This is a genomic window from Chitinophaga sp. G7 BAM 1005, assembly GCF_057126945.1.
Genome location: NZ_CP181478.1, coordinates 3,902,359 through 3,923,607 on the forward strand (window position 1 = coordinate 3,902,359; position 21,249 = coordinate 3,923,607).

The 21,249-nt window shown below is 47.8% G+C and carries 15 protein-coding genes; 6 read left to right on the forward strand and 9 right to left on the reverse strand.

All coding sequences use genetic code 11. From position 1 onward, the window contains the following. The first annotated feature begins 92 nt into the window (after positions 1 to 92). Positions 93 to 2,039: a lectin-like domain-containing protein gene (locus ACMXI2_RS15360; RefSeq protein ID WP_483776978.1), complete on the forward strand. Its 1,947-nt coding sequence runs from the start codon at positions 93 to 95 to the stop codon at positions 2,037 to 2,039. Here the strand turns inward: ACMXI2_RS15360 and ACMXI2_RS15365 are convergent, their stop codons facing one another. From ACMXI2_RS15365 to ACMXI2_RS15390, 6 genes are all read right to left on the reverse strand, one after another. Then, positions 2,040 to 3,110, reverse strand: coding sequence for a 3-oxoacyl-ACP synthase III family protein (locus ACMXI2_RS15365; protein WP_483776979.1), 1,071 nt, complete (start codon positions 3,108 to 3,110; stop codon positions 2,040 to 2,042). A 163-nt stretch (positions 3,111 to 3,273) separates the two neighbouring features. Further along, complete coding sequence (locus ACMXI2_RS15370; RefSeq protein WP_483776980.1) at positions 3,274 to 4,281, reverse strand: LLM class flavin-dependent oxidoreductase; 1,008 nt, start codon at positions 4,279 to 4,281, stop codon at positions 3,274 to 3,276. A 71-nt stretch (positions 4,282 to 4,352) separates the two neighbouring features. Next, on the reverse strand, positions 4,353 to 5,108 hold the full coding sequence (locus ACMXI2_RS15375; protein ID WP_483776981.1) for a type 1 glutamine amidotransferase domain-containing protein: 756 nt from the start codon (positions 5,106 to 5,108) through the stop codon (positions 4,353 to 4,355). A gap of 64 nt (positions 5,109 to 5,172) precedes the next feature. Continuing rightward, positions 5,173 to 6,276, reverse strand: coding sequence for a glycosyltransferase family 2 protein (locus ACMXI2_RS15380; RefSeq protein ID WP_483776982.1), 1,104 nt, complete (start codon positions 6,274 to 6,276; stop codon positions 5,173 to 5,175). 385 nt (positions 6,277 to 6,661) lie between these two features. Further along, complete coding sequence (locus ACMXI2_RS15385; protein ID WP_483776983.1) at positions 6,662 to 7,849, reverse strand: M20 metallopeptidase family protein; 1,188 nt, start codon at positions 7,847 to 7,849, stop codon at positions 6,662 to 6,664. Between the two features lie 152 nt (positions 7,850 to 8,001). After that, the gene (locus tag ACMXI2_RS15390) at positions 8,002 to 9,327 is read right to left on the reverse strand and encodes a sugar MFS transporter (protein WP_483776984.1); all 1,326 of its coding nucleotides are present in this window, start codon (positions 9,325 to 9,327) and stop codon (positions 8,002 to 8,004) included. Positions 9,328 to 9,523: 196 nt separating this feature from the next. Here ACMXI2_RS15390 and ACMXI2_RS15395 point away from each other — a divergent pair, with 196 nt between their 5' ends. After that, positions 9,524 to 10,051, forward strand: a complete 528-nt coding sequence (locus tag ACMXI2_RS15395) for a DinB family protein (protein ID WP_483776985.1) — start codon at positions 9,524 to 9,526, stop codon at positions 10,049 to 10,051. 77 nt (positions 10,052 to 10,128) lie between these two features. Here the strand turns inward: ACMXI2_RS15395 and ACMXI2_RS15400 are convergent, their stop codons facing one another. From ACMXI2_RS15400 to ACMXI2_RS15410, 3 genes are read right to left on the reverse strand one after another with little or no spacing between them, the layout of a single operon-like run. Next, positions 10,129 to 11,130, reverse strand: coding sequence for a DUF1735 domain-containing protein (locus tag ACMXI2_RS15400; RefSeq protein ID WP_483776986.1), 1,002 nt, complete (start codon positions 11,128 to 11,130; stop codon positions 10,129 to 10,131). 19 nt (positions 11,131 to 11,149) lie between these two features. Beyond that, the gene (locus ACMXI2_RS15405; protein WP_483776987.1) at positions 11,150 to 12,721 is read right to left on the reverse strand and encodes a SusD/RagB family nutrient-binding outer membrane lipoprotein; all 1,572 of its coding nucleotides are present in this window, start codon (positions 12,719 to 12,721) and stop codon (positions 11,150 to 11,152) included. 33 nt (positions 12,722 to 12,754) lie between these two features. Next, positions 12,755 to 15,904 (reverse strand): SusC/RagA family TonB-linked outer membrane protein, encoded by a 3,150-nt coding sequence (locus tag ACMXI2_RS15410; protein WP_483776988.1) that lies wholly within the window; start codon positions 15,902 to 15,904, stop codon positions 12,755 to 12,757. Between the two features lie 966 nt (positions 15,905 to 16,870). Here ACMXI2_RS15410 and ACMXI2_RS15415 point away from each other — a divergent pair. From ACMXI2_RS15415 to ACMXI2_RS15430, 4 genes are all read left to right on the forward strand, one after another. Further along, complete coding sequence (locus ACMXI2_RS15415; protein ID WP_483776989.1) at positions 16,871 to 17,422, forward strand: gluconate 2-dehydrogenase subunit 3 family protein; 552 nt, start codon at positions 16,871 to 16,873, stop codon at positions 17,420 to 17,422. Positions 17,423 to 17,433: 11 nt separating this feature from the next. Beyond that, on the forward strand, positions 17,434 to 19,143 hold the full coding sequence (locus ACMXI2_RS15420; protein ID WP_483776990.1) for a GMC oxidoreductase: 1,710 nt from the start codon (positions 17,434 to 17,436) through the stop codon (positions 19,141 to 19,143). A gap of 132 nt (positions 19,144 to 19,275) precedes the next feature. Continuing rightward, positions 19,276 to 20,451 carry a hypothetical protein gene (locus ACMXI2_RS15425; protein ID WP_483776991.1) on the forward strand — a complete coding sequence of 392 codons (1,176 nt, stop codon included), beginning with the start codon at positions 19,276 to 19,278 and terminating at the stop codon, positions 20,449 to 20,451. Positions 20,452 to 20,523: 72 nt separating this feature from the next. Further along, a complete protein-coding gene (locus ACMXI2_RS15430; RefSeq protein WP_483776992.1) occupies positions 20,524 to 21,201 on the forward strand; it encodes a DUF2625 domain-containing protein in 678 nt (225 codons plus the stop codon). Positions 21,202 to 21,249: the final 48 nt, after the last annotated feature.

Genomic DNA, 21,249 nt, shown 5'->3' on the forward strand with positions numbered 1-21,249 from the left:
TTATAATCTATAATGATATTCATCTGGTTTATGCTTTGATGTTAATCACTAAGAATGTAACTTGTTACCGGCAATCTGTCCCGCTCCCCGACATGAAAAGAATACTATGCCTGATCACCGGTTTCCTGCTGCTGAAAAGTTCCCCGCTCACGGGCCAGACACCGCTACCATATATACTCAATGGTGCAGCTACCCAGCGTACGTGCAACTGCTATGTGCTCACACCCGACCAGCCGGCTACCAGCGGCACCGTATGGAATAAAAACAAGATCAACCTTAACCAGTCGTTTAATTATGTATTTGATGTAAACCTGGGTTGTAAAGATGCTACCGGCGCAGATGGTATTGGTTTCATCCTGCAAACCAAAGGCACTAATCTCGGCGCTACCGGTCAGGGCATCGGTTTTAAAGGCATTTCACCGTCTCTCGGTATCATTATTGATACCTGGCAAAACAACGATGAAAATGACCCTGCCTACGATCATATTGCCATACAAATGAACGGCATCACGGATCACAGCGATCCCACCGGCAATCTTACCACACCGGTAACCGTGCTGGCCAACAGCGATAATATTGAGGATTGCAACTGGCACCTCTTCCGCATCCAGTGGAACGCGGCGACAAAGCATATGGAAATAAGCGTGGATAATGAACTGCGCCTCACACTCGACAAAGACATTGTAAACGATATTTTCGGCGGAGATCCCAGTGTATTCTGGGGCTTTGCCGGATCTACAGGTGGCAGCACCAACAAACAGGAATTTTGCGCCGCTCTCCGCCCGGAATTTAATTTCAGTCCTCAGCAGATTTTCTGCGATGGTACCCCTATCCAGTTCAGGGACAATTCCAGCTCTTTCGGGTCCATCACCCGTTGGTGGTGGGATTTGGGAGATGGAACCCTTTCCACCGCTCCACTGCCGCCTGCTCACGTATATCCCTCGGCCGGTCATTATGAAGTAAAACTGGTGATTGAAGATAACAGCGGCTGCATGTCCGACACCTTAAAAGCGCCCTTCACCGTAGGTGCGTACCCGGTAGTAGACTTTGGCCCCGATCCCCTTTGCCTCAATGCTAAAATGCAGATGGAAGATCGTACTACCATTACCGTAGGAACACTTCAAAAATGGGAATGGAACTGGGGCGATGGCACAACCGGCGCCGGTCAGCAACCAACAGCCCCCTACACTACGCCAGGTACCCGGCAAATACAACTCTCGGTTACCTCAGCGCAGGGCTGTGGCAGCAACGCCACCAAATCAATCCTGGTCAGCAATACGCCGCAGGTAAGCGGCAGAGGTGAAGACGTATGCCTCGGCGTTCCTACCGGCTTTGAAGGTACCAATCTCACGCCGGTCACGCCTGTCAGCCAGTGGCACTGGGATCTCGGCAACGGCTACACGCTGCAACAACAACAGGGCGCCTTCCGCTTCGCAGATACCGGCTACTACCCCGTACGGTTATACGCTGTTAGCAACGATGGCTGCGTTTCACCCGAAGTGGAAGTTCCCGTCAGGGTCACTTCCGTGTTCGCACAAGCCGGGAAAGATACCATCATTGCCAGCGGCCAGCCCCTGCAGCTCCAGGCGGAATGGCTCAATCCCCGTATCCGCTATGCCTGGTCGCCCGCCACCGGCCTCAATGATCCCTACCTGCCCAACCCCGTTGCCGTCCTGCAAAAGGACCAGACATACCGTCTCACCCTCACCTCCCCGGAAGGATGTGAGGACCATGATGATGTAAGCATAAAAGTGTATGAAGGACCGGCATTCTATGTACCAAACGCATTCACCCCCAACAACGACGGGCGCAACGACATCTTCCGCGTGATTGCCGCAGGCGTACCCAAACTGGATTTCTTCTGTATCTGGAACCGCTGGGGCCAGGAAATATTCCGGAGCGCCGATCTCCCCGGCGGATGGGACGGTAACTGGCAGGGGCGCCCCGCTCCCGCCGCCACCTACGTATGGATGGTGCAGGGCGTGGATTATACCGGACGCCGCTTCAGCAAAAAAGGTACGGTAACGCTTATACGATAATTACATCCGGTAACAAATCGCATTGATGTTCATACCCGCTCCCACAGAAGCAAACAGGATCACTTCGCCGGCATGCACCTCCTGGTTGGCGATATGCCCTTTACGTACCATGTCAAATAAAGTGGGAACCGTGGCCACAGAACTGTTGCCAAGCTCGTGGATATTCATAGGCATAATATCCACCGGTATCTCTTTAATACCATATAATAAGTAGAAAGCCTTGATGATGGCAATATCCATCTTCTCATTGGCCTGGTGTATAAAGATCTTTTTTACATCTGCAATGTTCACGCCGCCTGCATCCAAACAAGCCTTCATTGCCTCCGGCACATGCTTCAACGCAAACTCATATACCTTGCGGCCCAGCATCTTGATATAACGTACACGTTTATCCGCTTCCGGTGCATACGACTTACCCATGTAAATGTAATTCAGCTCCTCCATTGCGTACGACTGTGTGCTCGCACTGATAATTCCCGCCGTATCTGCTGTATCTTTGAAAGCCTCTACAATCACGGCGCCCGCGCCATCACTGAAAATCATACTGTCACGGTCGTAACGGTCAATCACCCGGCTCAGGGTTTCCGTTCCTATTACCAGGCACTTCTTTGCCAGCCCCGCTTTAAAAAACGCATCGGCCTGGATCAATCCCTGGATCCAACCCGGGCAGCCAAACAAAATATCGTAAGGTATACAGGAAGGATTGCGGATACCCAATGCCTGCTTCACCCTGGAAGCCAGCGATGGTACCGCGTCCGACTGAATCGTATCTGTTAATACATTCCCGAAATTATGCGCCAGGATAATCTGATCCAGCGTTTCCGGGTCCACTCCCGCATCTTTAATAGCTGCTGCCGCCGCCGCTACTGCCATCTCCGTGGCGTTCATATCTATATCGGCATACCTGCGTTCAGAAATCCCCGTTACCTCCTCAAATTTGCGGATAATGTCTGCCGCCTCAGATGGGATTCTTTCCTGCCGGTCACTGTAGAATTCCTGTTGCAAAAAATCACTATTTAGTTTTTTGTTGGCAGGAATGAAGCTACCAGTACCGGTTATAACTGTTCGCATTGTTTGAACCATAGATCGATTTTTAAGCTGCCACCTGACAACCCATTACATAAAGATACAATAAAAAGCTACCCCGTATACATCCCCTCAACCTTCACCAGCCCGTAAACACAAAAGGCGCTGTCAAAAACAGCGCCATTATTAATATTGTTCTTTACTTAACTTATAAATTATCCGCGATTCCCTTCAACAGTTCGTACGACCGAAGCCGTGTATCCTGGTCATAAATGTGCGCGGTAGCCATCAGCTCATCTACCTGTGTTTCTTCCAGGAAACGCTGCAAGCCTGTCTGCACAGTAGCGGTGCTACCAATAAAGGAACAACTCAGCATCTGTTGTGCATGCGCCGCTTCATACTCAGTCCACACGCCCTCCATACTATCTATCGGTGGTCCCAGCCTCCGCAGCTTACCACGGATAATACCCAGGAACAACTGGTAAAACGAGGTGGCCAACCGGTTGGCTTCTGCATCGGTATCCGCGGCAATTACATTCACACAGGCCATCGTATAAGGCGCCGATAAAAATTCTGAAGGCTTGAATTGCTGCCGGTATATTTTCAGCGCAGCATGCAATTGTGCGGGTGCAAAATGGCTTGCAAACGCATAGGGCAACCCCATAGCCGCAGCCAGGTAAGCGCTGTCGGTGCTGGAACCCAGTATCCATATAGGGATATCAAGGCCCTCACCGGGTATCGCCCTCACGGCGCTGGTATGGTTATCGAACGATAAGTATTGTTGTAATTCCTGTACCTGCTCCGGGAAATCATGACCAGCCCCAAGCCGGTCGCGGCGCAATGCCCGCGCAGTTACCTGGTCGGTACCCGGCGCCCTTCCAAGCCCGAGGTCAATCCGGTCGGGATACAGCGAGGCAAGGGTACCAAACTGCTCGGCCACCACCAGCGGCGCATGATTCGGCAGCATAATACCGCCCGAACCTACCCGGATCGTGTTGGTACCACCGGCTATATACCCCAGTAATACCGCTGTAGCCGAACTGGCCACGCTCACCATGTTGTGGTGCTCAGCCATCCAGAAACGCTTATATCCCAACTTTTCTACGTGTTGTGCCAGCCGCAGGCTATTCCGGAATGCATCTGCAGGCGTACTTCCTTCTGTTACCGGTGCCAGGTCCAAAACCGACAGCGGCCGTCTTAATCCATGCTTACTCATGGTTACAAATTTAGGGCATTGCGGCCCACGGAAACGGGGGTGATATACTTTAGGTAAGCACTTGCCCCCCGCTAAGCATGCTCCAGCATATGAATAAATTCCGTGGAAAAACGATATGCATCTCCCGGCCAGCGGGCAGATAGATAGTGCCGGTCCTGTACCGTAAACCCCCGCTCCGGATGTTGGGCATCATCCCGGGCCAAAGGCAGCGGCCCGGAAAGGAACTGCGCAGGATCGCCCAGCGCCGCCGTCACCCCGGCCTGCACGGTAACCGGATACGTGAGATAATAATCTTTTAACCACCACCGGGTAAGGTGATAAGCCATACGCTCCTGGCTGGCCAGTAAGGCAGTGGTTTTATAGGAATGTAAAACGGATAACCCCGTCCGCGGGTCTTTGCTTCGCGCGGCCAGCACTACCCCGTGACAAATAGCCCCTACCGGCTTCTTCGCCATAAAAAAATGAGCAACCGCCTCTTGTAACAGGGATGATTCAAGATAAACCTTTACATCCTTATCATGGCCGCCAGGCAACAAAAGCGCGTCGTAATCTTCCGGATGGATTTGAGTATACTTTAAAGGGGTACAAAAAGATTCACTGTTCGACATCCGGTGATAAGCCATTACCGCATCCTCCCGCGCCTGCAACAACCACTTCCACATACCGAGCTGCTCTCCCCTCAGTACCCGGAGATCTGCCATCCCGCTGTAACCGCCCGGCGTGGCAAATTGCACGTCGTATCCCTTTGCCGTCAGCAACAACCAGGGTATAGCCGCTTCAGTGGGATCGAAACCATAATCAGGTAGTGGCACCAGTACCTTCTTCATTCATGAACGTTTAATGTGCAGTCAGTAACCTGAGAAGAAAGATAACAAAAAAAGCAGGAACTGATTATTTTATAAAGATCAATAACGATAGTAAGATAAGATAGATGACCAGCTTGGTGATCCGCCACCGGTTGGTGCGGAAATGACGGGGACGCGTAAAATCAACATTGATCCGCTTCATAAAATACGCCGGTTTACCCTGTCCTATCACGGTTTTAAACATACCCCATTCTGTACTGCACCGCAGCAACGTCATGTAATACGCTACTTTCAATTCACGATACCCCATACCGGCAGCCCTTACATAGTTAATACCCATGTCAATTAAAGGAATAGCTGCTAAAAAGATCAGCCATTTCTGCCAGCTGAGAAATATAAAAAACAAAGGCGCGCAAAGCAATGCCAGCACCCATCCTTCTATGGGATTAGGAAACGCATACCAGGTAAATTTTTTAAACCGCGGCAGCAACAACGCGGTACCTACACCATAACGTTCAAAACGTTTATAGTGCGGCTGCCCGTCGTTCCACCAGGGGTGTGTAACCCTGGCTTCTTTTATACAAATAAAACGCGCATTGTTCCGTAAACAGATCTGCGCCGACAGATCCACATCTTCTCCCCCGCCACTTTTTGGAAAGACCGGAGAAAAACGTAGTTCCTGCATGGCCGCACGGTTGTACATCATATTTGCCGTCACCCCCCACATAAATTCCTCCTTCCTGTTGGCAATCGTAAAAATAGTCGTCAACCCCGCCGCCATCAACGACCGGGTGAAAGTATTCATGGGAGCCGGAAAATCCGTCAGCCCAATAAATCCGATCGCTTCCCGGTGGCCTTCAATCGCCTTCACATATTGAAAAAGCAAATCCTTCTCCGCTACAATATCATCATCCAAAAACAACATCCACTCACCATTACCCGCATTGATACCTTTGTTCCGACTTTCCGCGGCGCCCAGGTTCTCCGGGTTAATAAACAGATGAATCGCCCCCTCCTCCGATAAACGGAGTATCTCCTTTCCCGGTTTTACCTGTGGATTGTCCACCACTACATAGTAGGTGAATTGCCAGCCCGCAGGTTTCGGCAAATGGATCAAGGGTAGCAGATACTGTTCATCCAACCGGAAAGAAGGAATGATAATATCAATCGAATTTGAAATTGTCAACATAGGGCGCGAAGATAAATAACATTTTATTTGCTTTCATAATGCAAATGAAATATATATTTGAAGCTAACCATATTGTTAACATCTATTGATAACGGTGAGGACTAAACGAAATTGACAAGAACATCACTACTTATAAAATGCAGTATAATAGATTACCGGGGAAACAGCGCGCAGCATAGCGGACATAAAAAAAAAGGGGTGGCAAGACTACCTCCCCTTTAATATTTTAACCATATCCTATGAAAAACCTGATACAAAGATATACTCATGGTCGTTAGTTGCCCACCTTATTTTGTGAACGCATAATTATTGCCCGTGAATGCAATGAATCTGCCGTTGTTAACCGGCGGTTAACAAAATAATAAGTGTGGCCCCAACGCTTTCATTAGTTACCTAAAGTCTTCAGTGCGAGATAAGACATCAGCCCGGCGCCGGTTTCCAGCGCTTTTTCATCGGCGTCAAAGGTGGCGGTATGCAAACCGGATACAATGCCCCTGTTTTCATTGCGTACCCCCAACCTGTAAAAACAGGCATCCGCCACCTGTGAATAGGATGCAAAGTCTTCTGCCGCCATCCAGATATCCAGGTCAGCTACCTGCTCTTCCCCCAGGTAGTCAACGGCATACGCCTTGCTGGCAGCCGTCAGTTTATCTTCGTTGATCAGTACAGGATATCCTCTTTCTATTTTAATATCGCAGGAGCCTTCCATACTTTCTGCTATGGAGATGGCCATCTTTTTAATCTTCTCATGTGCCGCATTACGCCAGGTTTCGTCCAGCGACCGGAATGTACCCTCCAGCTTCACTTCGTCCGGGATCACGTTACTGGCTCCGTTGGCATGCATCTTACCAAAAGTCAATACCGATGGCAGCAACGGGTTGGCACGGCGGCTTACGATCTGCTGCAGCGCTATTACCATATGACAGGCAATCACCACCGGGTCAATACCCAGGTGCGGCATTGCACCATGACCGCCCCTCCCCTTCACCGTAATGGAAATTTCATCGTTGCTGGCCATATAGCGCCCGGAACGGAACCCCACCTTGCCCACCGGCAGCTCCGGCATCACATGCTGCCCCAGTATATGATGCGGCCGTGGATTTTCCAATACCCCTGCCTTTATCATCAAACTGGCCCCGCCGGGAATGACCTCTTCCGCCGGCTGGAAAATAAACTTCACCGTACCGGAAAACGCCTCCTTCATCCGGCTGAGGATCCCCGCCACGCCCAACAGGGAAGAGGTGTGCACATCATGCCCGCAGGCATGCATCACCCCCGTATTCTGCGACCGGTAGGGCACTTCATTCAGCTCAATAATGGGCAGGGCGTCTATATCCGCCCGCAGCGCCACCACCTTGTCGGATGGGCCCGCCTCCCCCTGCAATAAAGCAACAATCCCGGTATCAGCCATCCTTTCAAACGGAATGGCCAGCGCGCGCAGCTTCTCTTCTATAAAAAGCGCCGTCTGGTATTCCCGGTAGGAAAGTTCTGGATTCGTATGCAGGTGACGACGGTTGGCCGTTGCCTCCTCCAGCAGTCCGCTGGCTAATTGCCGGATTCTTTCTTTAAGCATGTAGCAGAAGTTTTTTTATTACGCTCCTGTGCCAGGAACGTCTTTACAAAATCGTCATCAGTCAGGTGCGGATACGCCTCCTTATCATCCTCAAGTATACAATTTTTTATCCGGCCAAACACCTGGCACCTTAATAAACGACCGCTCCAGGCCTACCGCTTACGCCAGCTTCTCAGTTTGTACCCGTAAAATGCGTAGAACACCAGGTACAGGTAACACGGAAACAATACCCAGTAGGCCAACCGTACATTGTACATATCCGCCACCAGTCCGTATACCACCGGCAACATCGCATTACCGGATAACCCCATAATCATCACAGACGCCCCCAGTTTGGTGAACCGCCCCAGTCCGTCCAGCGCCAGCGGCCAAATGCCCGCCCACACCAGCGAATTGGCAAAACCCAGCATCACCACAAACCAGATAGAAACATCCGTTACATGCCCCAGCAACGTCACTTCGCCACGCATATATACAATTGCCAGCGTAAACAACGCACCCAGTATAGTACATACCCTCAAGGCATTAGCCTGACTGATCACACGCGGTATCAGCGATATCCCCAACAGGTAACCGCAAATGGTGACGAACAACGTATAGGAAGGAAATGTTTTTGCCTCCAGCAAAGGAATGTGCATAGATCCCGCATAACCAATAATGGTGTCAATGGCCACTACCTGTGTACCTACATGTAAAAATATCGCAAGCGCCCCCAGGATCAGGTGGGGAAACTGGAAAATACTCGTTTTACCCGCATTGGCAGTAGCGACGGCTGCATCTTCATGCTCTGTGTCAATTTCGGGCAAAGGAGAAAAACGCACCATACAACCCAATGCAAACAATACCACCGACACCACTGCATAGGGCGCTATCACTCTTCTGATCAGCCCATCCAGCACAGCGTTGCGGGCATCCCCCGTCATATGGGCAAGCTCCTTAAACAGGTCGCCATCGGTAGCCTTCAGTATCACGGCAGCAAAGATCAGTGGCGCCACTATACCCGCTCCCTTGTTGCAGATCCCCATAATGCTGATACGCGCCGCCGCACTTTCTTTAGGCCCCAGGATGGTGATGTATGGATTGGCCGCTGTTTGCAGCACTGCCAGGCCAAGACCAATAATAAACAACCCCGCAAGAAATATCTCATAAGTGCGTGTATACGCCGCCGGTATAAATATCAGCGCTCCCAGCGACATCACCCAGAAACCTATCATCATCCCCTTCTTAAAACCCACTGCCTTCAACAGGTACGAAGCCGGCACCGACATAAAGAAGTAGGAGATGTAAAAGGCAAAGGCCACCAGGTACGACTGGAAATTGCTCAGTTCACACGCAATCTTGAAATACGGAATCAGGATGGCATTCACCCATGTCACAAAACCAAATACGAAGAACAGTAAACCCACAATGAGTATGGATATCACGGTATCCCGCCTGCTGAGTGATCCCGCTGTTACAGTAGCTGTCCGTTGTTTCATTCAATTAGTTTTTATGGTGTCGTACTTAGTTCTGCTCACTCCATAAAGTAGCCATGCCGATAAAGATAAAGTTTTGCCTCATCCATTTATTTTTTTTCACTGAGAACGTTACCGGTTAAATTTTTCGTCATTTGAGATCACAAAGTCATTATATTTGATCCGCACCCAAATAGCTAAACTCCAAAATATACCCGCTATGAGAATTATTTTCGTACTCCCGTTCCTGTTAATGTCATTTTTCAGCTACAGCCAAACGGCTGCCATTAAATCTATACTGCTGGACCAGTTACGTACTACCCACGATAAAGCCCATGCACAATGGTTTGTACCGGTAAACACTGCTATAGAAGGACTTAATTCTGAACAGGCCAACTGGAAAGACAGCTCCGGTAACCACTCCATTGCGCAACTGGTGAACCACCTCATTTTCTGGGACCTGGGGCTGCTCGAAAAGTTCAAAGGAAAAGAAAAGCCGGAAGGCAACATTAATAACGATGATACCTTTTCCCCCGCTACACAGGAGCAATGGGAAGCTTCCGTTAAACGGATCGACAGCGTGCTCACTGCCTGGGAAACTGCTATTGAACAAGCCGATGAAAAAAAGCTCGCATCACAATACAGCACTATTGCCAATATCAATACACATAACGCCTATCATATTGGCCAGATCCTTTATATCCGTAAATTGCGGGGCAACTGGAATCCTGAAAAAGGAGTGAAATAAAATTAAAGTACCACAATGATTCCGGTTTGTCACCTTCCTCATTGTGGTACGTTCATTCATCACTCATGCATCTAAAACTACCTTCCGCCCAGGTAGGTAAATTTTTCATGGAAATACGTTCTTGGTAAAAACGGAGAAGATATACTCTGCGTCATGATGTAACTCACTTCAAAGTAATCCACTTTACCATCTTCTTTAAATGTGATCTTATTTACACCGGTTGGATCCAGCACCGCAGACCGCATATTACCACCGGATTCCTGGCCATAATAATTTGTTACGCTGGTAATCTTACCGTTACTGTCAAAAAAGAATACAGGGCTGAAGCTGCCATAATACGATGCAGATGTTCCGCTCTTTATCGGGTGCCCATATGTTTTTGCAGCATTACCATCAATATCATATAATGCAACAGAGTTACCCGTAAAGGTGATCAGGTGCATTTTCAGTGGGTAAAAACCGGTGAGACCAGCGTTTAATACGTCTACCATCGGAGCAGTAGCAGCCATCGTATAGGCGCCATCATAATTATTACGGGCTGAAAAGGAATACATGGCTTTACCAAAATTTCCGCTGACGATACCTTTGGAAGCACTGCTAATCTGCAGCGGCAAAGCGTAATTTACGTTAAAATCGAAATTGCCGTTATTGATAATCGCCACCTGGATCTTCGTTTTCCGTGTTCCTTTCTTTATCACAACCGAAGGAGAGAACTTAAACAGATCGGTAGGAGGCGCTACATAGTCTGATCCATTCTGCGTATTGAAAAGTGCCAATGCCGCAGTATCTACTGCCAGGCCCACCGTAATATCTTCCGGCGCATCCGAGGAGCCGGAGTAGCTCACGTTAACATGGAGGAAAACGGTATCTCCCAGCGCCACTACCCCCAGGTCTGTACTGAATCGTGGATAGGTAGAAGCTGCCACCGCCACGTTATCACCTGTATTGGCAAATTCAATGACATTGCCTGTTTTACTGATATCCAGCCCCATCTTATCGTCATTGCTTTTCAAACAGGATGTAAGTCCGGCCAGCAAGAGCATGGAGAAAAATAATGTGCTTATTTTAAATTGTTTCATATCACAGATTTTAATTTGATCATAAAGCCCAAAAGATCAGGGAAGTAAAAGGACTAATGCCTTTAGGCATGTTTGCCGCATTATAAGCCCCTTCGGAAGAAGGGTATAACAGGCGGGTAGGCAGCCTGTCGGGGCGGGTACTTTCCGATACAGAAGATGCAAAGGTGGCGTAACCATCTGCACTGGCTGCGTTACTGATCTTTGGATAATGTGTGCGCCTGTATTCGTTCCAGGCTTCCTGGCTGTTCACGAAATTCAATGCGATATATTTCTGCGTGATAATGGCTTCCATCTTCTGTTCTGTGGTAGCTGCCAGCGTAAAATTCACCAGCGGGCTAAGCTCATTGTCGGATAAATATTTTACCACATCACCCGACGGATCACCATGAATAGTTTTACCATCGGCCATAGTATATAAATATTTAAAAGAAGCACCGATGCCGTTGTTAAAAAGCGCAGCGGCATTACCGGCCGGTATTAAACCTTTGACGGCGCCTTCTGCCTGCAGGAAGTAACTTTCTGCGGCAGTGAGTAAAGGAAACCCGGCGCCGGGACCTTTCAGCACACCGGTAGTATCTACGGCGGCCTTACCATCCCTTCCTGTTGCAGGATACCAGAAATTGCCGGAAACACTGGAAGGCACGCTGTTGTTCTCCACACCAAGCCTGTTCAGACCCGTTGCCGGGAACTTATAATACACGTTACCACCCCTGTAAGGATCTGACAATTTCACCCCGTTATAATAGCTAAATACAAACATATTCGGCATCCATGCCTTGGTGGCATCTGTACCGGTACTGCTATACGCCCAGCTCTCCCATTTGGGGTTCTGCTTTCCGTTATCCTTTATATAGCCCGGGTTTACCAGCGCATCGGTGGTAAGAAATCCATCCGGGCTGAACGTAGTGTTGTTAAAAGTTACTTTACCACTGCCACGTAAAATGATCCTTAATTTAAGTGTATTGGCCAGTTGTTTCCACTTTACCACATCTCCGTTAAAAATCACGTCAGCGTTACCCAGTGCATGAACTGCTACGGTATTATCGCCTTCATTGATAAGCTGGATGGCAGTGTCCAACTGTGCAGCCAGGTCTTTATAGATCAGCTTTGCATCGGTATACTGAGGACTCAGGTTATTGGCGCCGTTCAACGCTTCTGTATAAGGCACATCGTTGTAAGTATCTACCAGCAATTGATAATTATTTGCCAGCATGATCCTGCCTACGGCTTCAAAATACCTGTAAGTAGGCTGGCCCTGCGATTTACTGATAATAGTGGCGTAATCTTCCAGGTTGTCGTAAGTATTATTCCACAAACCGGTAAAGTAAGTGGAAGAAAAACTATAGGAGATTGCTTGTCCGAACCCGCCAAAACCACCGGCATTGGCGCCATAACCGACCAACTCCATACCATAGGAGTTGAATTGATTCATAGCTGAAGCGGTGGCAGTAAGCGCCTGCGGCAGTATCAGTTCGGCGGTGGCGGAAGAGGCCAGCGCCCGGTTCGGATCCTGGTTAATATCCAGGTATTTCTTACAGGAAGCAGCCAGTACCAGCATTCCCATAAATATGATAAAATTCAGTTTTCTCATGGCAAATAATTTTTTTTTGATCTTCATCCAATTTTAAAACTTCGCAGACAGGGTGGCTCCGTAATAACGGGAAGGAGGTGTTTGTCCCAGACCGGTAAGACCAATAGCATTACTGTCGTTACCTGCATCGCTATACTCCGGATCGGTATAGTAGTTGTCTTTTGCCATCCAGAGGAACAGGTTACGTCCCTGTACACTGATGGTTAACCCTTTCACAAATCCTGTTTTTCTCAGTATTTCTGTTGGTACATTGTAGGAGAGAGAAATTTCCCTTAGTTTCCAGAAATCACCGGAGGTTACATAGTTAGAGGTAACGTCCCTGTTGATGCCATCTGTCCAGAAACCATTGTTACCATTACCATTCTTCACGGTTATGTTGGTATTGGTAATATATTTACCCGGATTTGCCGGATCTGCCACCACGGAATTCGGGAATACAAATCTTTCGCGGTTATATATGGCAGTCCTGTAGCCGGTTCCCGACCAGTCCATTTCCGGACCCATTGCATTGTAAACCTGGTAACCACCACGATACTCAAACAACACACTCAGGGAAAAACGTTTATATCTTACCTGTGCATCAAGACTCAAACGATGCCGCGGCGTTGCATTTCCCAGTATGGAAATAGTATCTGCCTTGGAAGGAAGACCAGTGTTACCATCTACAATCACTTTTCCATCCGGGGTGCGGTTGTAATCAAATCCCATAATAACAGGGAATGTTTGCCCCGGTACGGCGTAAGAGCCCGGACCATCTGCACCGTAAGTGGACAGTGCCAGTCTTGGCAGGGCACTATTGATAAAATTCACTTTGTTATCCAGCCAGGTGTAGTTACCGCCTACAGTTACACTCCAGTCTGCTGATCTTACAGGCGTTACATGTGCAGTCACTTCCAGGCCTTTGCTTTGTGTCTGCCCGGTATTGGTTCTCAGTACACTGTAGCCGGTAGCATAGGATACACGGGTGTTTACCGTCTGGTCATCCGTTTTGGTACTGAACCAGGTAAGATTGGAAACAAAGCGGTCATCAAACATATTCAGGTCGAAGCCCACTTCATATCCCTTGGTAATTTCAGGTTTAAGATTGTTTGATACCAGCGTGTTATCAACTGTATAGCCGGCGAGGGTGCCATATGGAAATCCATACGATTTGCCGCTGATGGTAGGCTCCAGCTGGTAAGCGCCGAAGTCGTAACTATCGCCCAGGTTCACCTGTCCTACTTTTGACCAGCCGCCTCTTAATTTCAGGAAGCTGATTGTTTTATTACCCTGCAATGCGGTGATGGCGTCACTGGCCACAAACGAGAGATCTGCCGAAGGATAGAAGAAGGAGCGGTTGGCCGCAGCTAATGTAGATACCCAGTCATTTCTGCCGGTAACATGCAGGAACAGGTAGTTGTTGAACCCGATGGTAGCACTTCCGTAAACACCCATCTGCCTGGCTTTATAATTGGCTTCCGTTGCGCCTGGCGTACCTACTCCGTTGCTTACATTAAATAAACCCGGTACCACCAGTCCGTTCGCTGAGTTGGTAACATATTTTGACTGATCCTCACGCCATTGGCCGCCGCCGAGAAGTTTAATGTCGAAACGCCCCTGCTTCCGCGCGTACTGAACAAAGAAATCAGTGAGATATTGTGTTTTGTAACTGCTGTTGTCTACTACAGAAGCCGCAATGTCCGCCTTGGAACTGGCATCTGTATGTTTGGCAAAGTCGGTATAGGTAAATCCGCCGTTGGTATTTTTGCTGTTATAGTTCTTGGCAACAATTCCCTGGCGGGCAACGAAATCCAGTCCGTCAAGAGGCGTGAATTTCAGTTCTACGTTTCCGGTGAGGTAATTATTTTTCTGATCAGATCTGAAATTATCCTTGCTGAAATAAGGGTTCAGGTACCAGGGATTATAGAACCCGTTTGGATTAGCGAATTTGTTTGTTTTCCAATCGCTGTATTTGGTAATATCCACGTTGCTGGGCATGTTTAGCATGTTCGCATACATGGAAGCGGTGGCATTGGTAATATCATATTTGTTCTGAACATAATCGGTATGATAGGTAATGTTAATCGTGTTGCCTATTTTCCTTGTTCCATTCACCCGGACAGTTCCCCGGTTATATTTATCATCCGGTGTAGTTCCTTTTGTGGTGAGGTATTGTGCTGATAAATAAAAAGTAGATTTTTCATCTCCGGTAGACATCGAAAAATCAGTTTGATTGGTCAGGCCCTTATTCCAGAATTTATTATGACCATCATTGTACTGGTAGTAGGCAGAATCCTGTGATCCATCTTCCAGTGCGGGTCCCAGGGGCCTTTTTACGCCATCAAAAGCAGGTCCGTAAGACTGGTTTTCGAGATAGGAAAAAGGAGGGTTTCCGTTTTCATCTGTACCATAACCGGTACCACCGGCGCCGAATTTTTTCTGGATCTTTGGGAAAAATGCTACCTGTTCAATCGTTGTAGTTTGAGAAACATTTACGGAAGTAACTCCCTGTTTCCCTTTTTTAGTTGTTACAATCACTGCGCCGTTGGAAGCCTGCGAACCATACAGGGCAGCCGCTCCGGCGCCATTCAGCACAGTAACGGTTTCCACATCTTCCGGATTCAGGTAACCGAGAATATCATTGGTAACGATCATGTTGTCCAGCACGATCAGCGCCTGGTTGTTGCCTGTTAAAGAACGCTGTCCCCTCAGAACGATGCGGTAATTGGGATTCACGCCACCGGTGGTGCCATTGATCATCAGTCCGGCTACTTTACCCTGCAGCCCTCCGGCGATGTTGGTAGGTTTTGCCGCCACCAGTGTTTCACTTTTCACTACGGTATTGGCATATCCCAGTTCTTTTTTCCTGCTGGCGATACCACCGGCTGTTACTACTATTTCATCAATTGATTTGGAAGATACTGCCAGTTTTATGGTTACTTCATTATGACCGGCAACCGGGATTTCCTGGCTAACATAGCCTACTGAAGATACCACCAAAATAACATTACCTTTTACATGAATTTCAAAGTCTCCATTTGGATTAGTCATTGTTCCGGTAGTGGTACCTTTAATTTGGACTGTAGCAAATCCAATTCCGGCGCCACTTCCGTCCAATACATGTCCGGTAACAGTTCGGGTTTGCGCAGAAGCGAGCAACCCGAAAAGCATCAGCATAAAGCATAATGATGCATTTTTTTTCATGAGTGCAGTTTTTAGATTTAGAGTTAGATTCAGATGCTGGTTGTTGTTTAAAGCGGCCAATAAGCGGTACTATACCGCACGGGAGTATACCAGGCAACGCCTGCCTGTTTTTTTTCCTGTTTCCTGCGAGCAATTTTTTTTGATACAGGCTATGCATAGGGCATAGCAATCCCGTTGGCGCTGAAACTGTTGATAGTTGCGCGTGTTCAGATGCTGGTTTAGTTGTTAAATAATGTGCACCGGGCAAATGATTATTAATTGCCAATAAGACAATCATTAAAAATTATCCGGAAGATGAGCAATCATTAAAATCAAATAACTATTGATGCAGTGCGCATCACGGCGGGTATTTGCCCATTGTTCAAATTTTGGTTTAGTGATAATATTTCCTCATACAGCATACCATCCCCTGCAGGATAAGAATCCCGGGTGTGATAGTCTGATTATGTTGACATAAATCCCCTTTATGACTGTTTATATAACAGCATAGTTGTGCTTAATTGACAATAGAAACCCCGGGCTTTTTTTGCAAAGCCTGCTCTATTCCGGTTTAGTTAAAGTATGTAATAAACTACGCGAAAACCCAGTGTATGTAAGGTAATTACTATCCATGCAACACCATCCGGGCTGGCGGTTTAAGGCTTTGTTGATTTTGGTTGATCGGTTTAGAAAATATACTTAAACAAGTAGTTTGCTCTCCGGTAAAAGTTAAATAACAAGTGTGATTGATTGCTCAAAACAAATATATAGATTCACCGGAATAAATACAAGATAATTTAAAAAAATATTTATTACTGAAACACCTATGCAGCCTCATTCTGTCAATAATCTTTGTAAAAAATCGTGGATTCTCCTATATTTAAGCTGATTTTCACGTTATAAAGCAGTAAAAAAACGTTTTTGCAAACATTAGAGAATTAAATAGATGTTGATAATTTCCTGTTTTCTTACAATAAATTCCGATCAATGGCAGTGACAAGAAGAGCTGCACTCAGGCAGCTGCTGTATGTGTCAGCCGGTATGGCCATATTGCCTGCCTGTTTGCAGCACACCAGCAGAACATCATTAACATTAAAGAACATTCCGGTAGATGGCGACCAGGAGAAAATGCTGGCCGAACTGGTGGATACGATCATTCCCGCTACTACCACGCCAGGCGCCAAAGAGCTGTCTGCCCACTTATTTACCCTCATTATGATGGACGATTGCTATAAAAAGGAAGACCAGCAACGCTGGATCAACGGCATGAAATCATTTGAGCAGGCATCTGAGAAACTAAACGGACATACTTTCCTGGACAGCACTCCCGCACAACGGGAAGCCCTGCTCAAAACCCTGGAAGCCGCCAAAGACGACAAGGACGACGTTTCTTTTTTCTACCGCGCTACCAAACGTCTTACCATCCAGGCATATACCAATTCTAAATATTTTCTTACCAAAGTAAATATCTATGAACTGGTACCCGCGCGATACCACGGTTGTGTACCGCTGAAACCCATTACCCGGAAGCTTGCCTAACTACTAATTGTATGAGTAAAGATAATACCAGCCTGCAAAACCGTACGTTCGATGCCATCGTTATTGGTTCCGGCATCAGCGGCGGATGGGCAGCAAAAGAATTCACAGAAAAAGGTTTAAAAACACTGGTGCTGGAAAGAGGCCGTGACATAAAACATTTAAAAGACTACCCCACCACCAACCAGTTCCCGTGGGAATTTCCCCACCGTGGCCAGATACCGGAAACCATCAGGGCTGCCAACCCGGTAATCAGCCGCTGCTACGCCTATAAAGAAGATGCCATGCACTTCTTCGTAAAAGATACCGATCATCCTTATGGTCAACCCAAACCGTTCGACTGGATCAGGGGATACCAGGTAGGCGGGAAATCACTGATGTGGGCCAGGCAAACACAACGCTGGAGCGACTTCGACTTTGAAGGTCCCGCCCGCGACGGCTTTGCCACCGATTGGCCTATCCGTTACAAAGACATTGCGCCCTGGTACAGCTATGTGGAAAAATTTGTGGGCATCTCCGGAAACAAAGATGGCCTGCCAAACCTCCCCGACGGAGAATTTCTTCCACCACTGGAGCTTTCCTGTGTAGAGAATTATTTTAAGGATTTTGTAAAAGATAATTATAAAGACAGGCAGGTGATCTACGCCCGTTGCGCCCACCTAACGCAACCCCAGCAGATCCACCTGGACCAGGGCAGAGGACAATGCCAGAAAAGAGATCTTTGCCAGCGCGGATGTCCGTTTGGCGGCTACTTCAGCAGCAACTCCTCCACTATTCCCTGGGCAGAAAAAACCGGTAATCTTACACTCCGCCCGTTTTCCGTAGTACATTCCATCATCTTTGATGAACAAAAAGGAAAAGCCACCGGCGTGCGCGTAGTGGATACCAACACCAAAGAAATGATGGAGTATTACGCAAAAGTGATTTTCGTAAACGCCGCTGCCGTAAACACCAATGCCGTACTGCTCAACTCCACCTCCCACCGCTTCCCTAATGGCCTCGGCAACGATAGCGGCGTACTGGGAAAATATTTCGCCTTCCATAATTACCGCGGACATATCAGCGGACAATACGAAGGGTTCAAAGACACTACCACCGATGGCCGTAGCCCTACCAGCGCCTACCTGCCCCGCTTCCGTAATGTACACAAACAGGAAACAGATTTCCTTCGTGGATATGCGGCAGGATTTTCCTCCGGCAGGGGCTCACATACCAACACCGACGGATTTGGCAAAACGCTGAAAGACCAGCTCTTCAACAGCGAAACAGGCCCCTGGTACGTGGGCTCACACATGATGGGCGAAACTATTCCAAAAGAAATCAGCACCGTTACACTGGACACCCAAAAGAAAGACGAATGGGGCATTCCGCAAATCAATATCAACGTAGACTACGACGATAATGATGAAAAAATGCTGAAGGATTTCTTTGAGCAGATGACCGACATGTTTACCAAAGCCGGTTTCACCAATATACATACCGGCGACTCCAAACAGGCGCCCGGACTGGATATCCACGAAATGGGCGGTGTGCGTATGGGCAACGATCCTAAAACATCCGTGTTGAATAAATGGAACCAGATGCACGCCTGCAATAACGTGTTTGTAACGGATGGCGCCTGCATGACTTCCACCTCCACACAGAACCCATCGCTCACCTACATGGCGCTGACCGCCAGGGCGGTGGACTATGCCGTGCAGCAACTGAAGAAAGGGGAGATATAACCAGGTTCAATATTTTGCTGAAAGACCGGCTGCTACATTGCAACCGGTTTTTTTATGCCCTGATCAAATTAAAATGTTATTTTGATAATAGCATAAACCCTGTATTTTTGTTTTTCTTTAAAACCTATATGTATGAAATTCATCCAGTTACCCGGCCTGCTATTGGCCTGTTTATTAGCCCTCTGCTGCTTTCCGTCACAGGCACAGGTACGTGGCATCTTTGTAGTAAATGGCGATATCGACAAATATTATCCGGTTATATTTACGGACTCCGCATGGAACTATAATGAAGCCTCGGAACTTCAGATAGGCCGCTCCAGCGTACATCAGGACGGTACAAATAGTTGGAAAGGCAGTACTATCGCCACGTTCAGGTATCATACAACCAACTGGGGAAATGGTTCCCAGTTTATTGAGGCTGATATCCGGCAATATATTAACCCCGCGTTGCCCTTCAATAAATTTGTAGCGGGTTGGAGAGATGCAACTGGTGGAAATAACGCAAAGATTATCATTATATGGTTAAGAGGCAGCACCAGTTATAATTATAGCTCCCGTTATAACGACAACGTCGCCGTATATGACGGTACTGCCGGAAGGCTCCTCCCATACATCGAGCCCAATAATGGACCTTCCCATACTTTCAAAACGGCCATCGACAGCTATGTAAATACCAATGGAAGTACCTACACAGGTAGTACTTACTCGCTCGGCGGCCTTAATTATTTTTCCGGGAATATTGGCATTGGCACCGCTGCTCCCACCGCAAAACTTGAAATTTCCGGCGCTGCTCCGTGGACCGCAAATGGCTGGGGGAAAGCGATCAAACTAAAAACCGCCCAATCCATTGAACTGGAAGCAGGCATCCGTAAATTCGGGATTGGCGCCACCAGCGATTCCCTGCTCTGCTTCTTTTCCACCGACACGGATACCACGGCACTGCCCGTGAGATATAACTTTGTAATGACCAACAGCGGCAACATCGGCATCGGCACACTAACACCTAAAAGCTACAAACTCGCCGTAGAAGGCACCCTGGGCGCCCGGCGTATAAAAGTAACCCAACAACCTAACTGGGCGGACTTTGTATTTCACCCGGAATATAAACTACCCTCTTTACAGGAAGTGGAGAACTTCATCGCTAAAAATGGTCACCTTCCGGAAATTCCAACAGCAGCAGAGGTAAAAGAAAATGGTGTAGACGTCGGAGAAATGAATAAACTCCTGCTGCAAAAAATAGAGGAACTGACCTTATACCTCATTCAACAACAAAAAGAAATTGATGAATTAAAACGTAAGATAAAATAACCAGCCCACCGGTTGTTTAAAACGCGGATGAACACCTCTTGTTCACCCGCGTTTTTTATTTAATTTGCACAGATGAAACCTGTTAATGAACTGATTAATACAAAAGAACCAGGCTGGGACCTGGTAAAGGAATGGATTAAAGATGGTAACAACCATATAGAAATTCTCCCGAAAGACAGTGCCCGGGCAGAGCAGGCTTTGTATGAAACCCAGGTAACCACCCGCTCACCGATGGGCGCCATCATCTATGAAACCGGCGGACTGCTGGTAGATCATGGCTGGATCCGGGTGCTCGGTTCCGGCCACCAAAAGCTGGACCGTACACTGCCTGCCTGGAACGAAGGAAAATCGTATATGCATTCCGGTGAGCAACCCGGCTTTTTATTAATAGCGGATGATGTAGTGGGCGGCTTCTTCGCCATCAATGCCGGCGGCATTGCCGCACAGGAAGGAATTGGCAGCGTGTTTTACTTTGCCCCCGATACACTGGAATGGGAAAACATGGAAATCAGCTACAGCGATTTTATTTCCTTTTGCTGCTCCGGTGATATTGACGGCTTTTACGAAGCCTTCCGCTGGAAAGGCTGGCTCAGGGATGTGGCGGAAATAAACGGCAACCAGGCATTCAGCTTTGTGCCATTCCTGTTTACAAAAGAAGGGAAAGACCTGAATAACATAAGCAAAAGGGCTGTGCCGGTGGAAGAACTCTGGTTTTTGCAATTGGATCTGCAAAAGCAATTCGGGCATTAAAGAACACTTTGGCGGCGGCGTGGACTTTATCTTCCACTCCATTGGCAT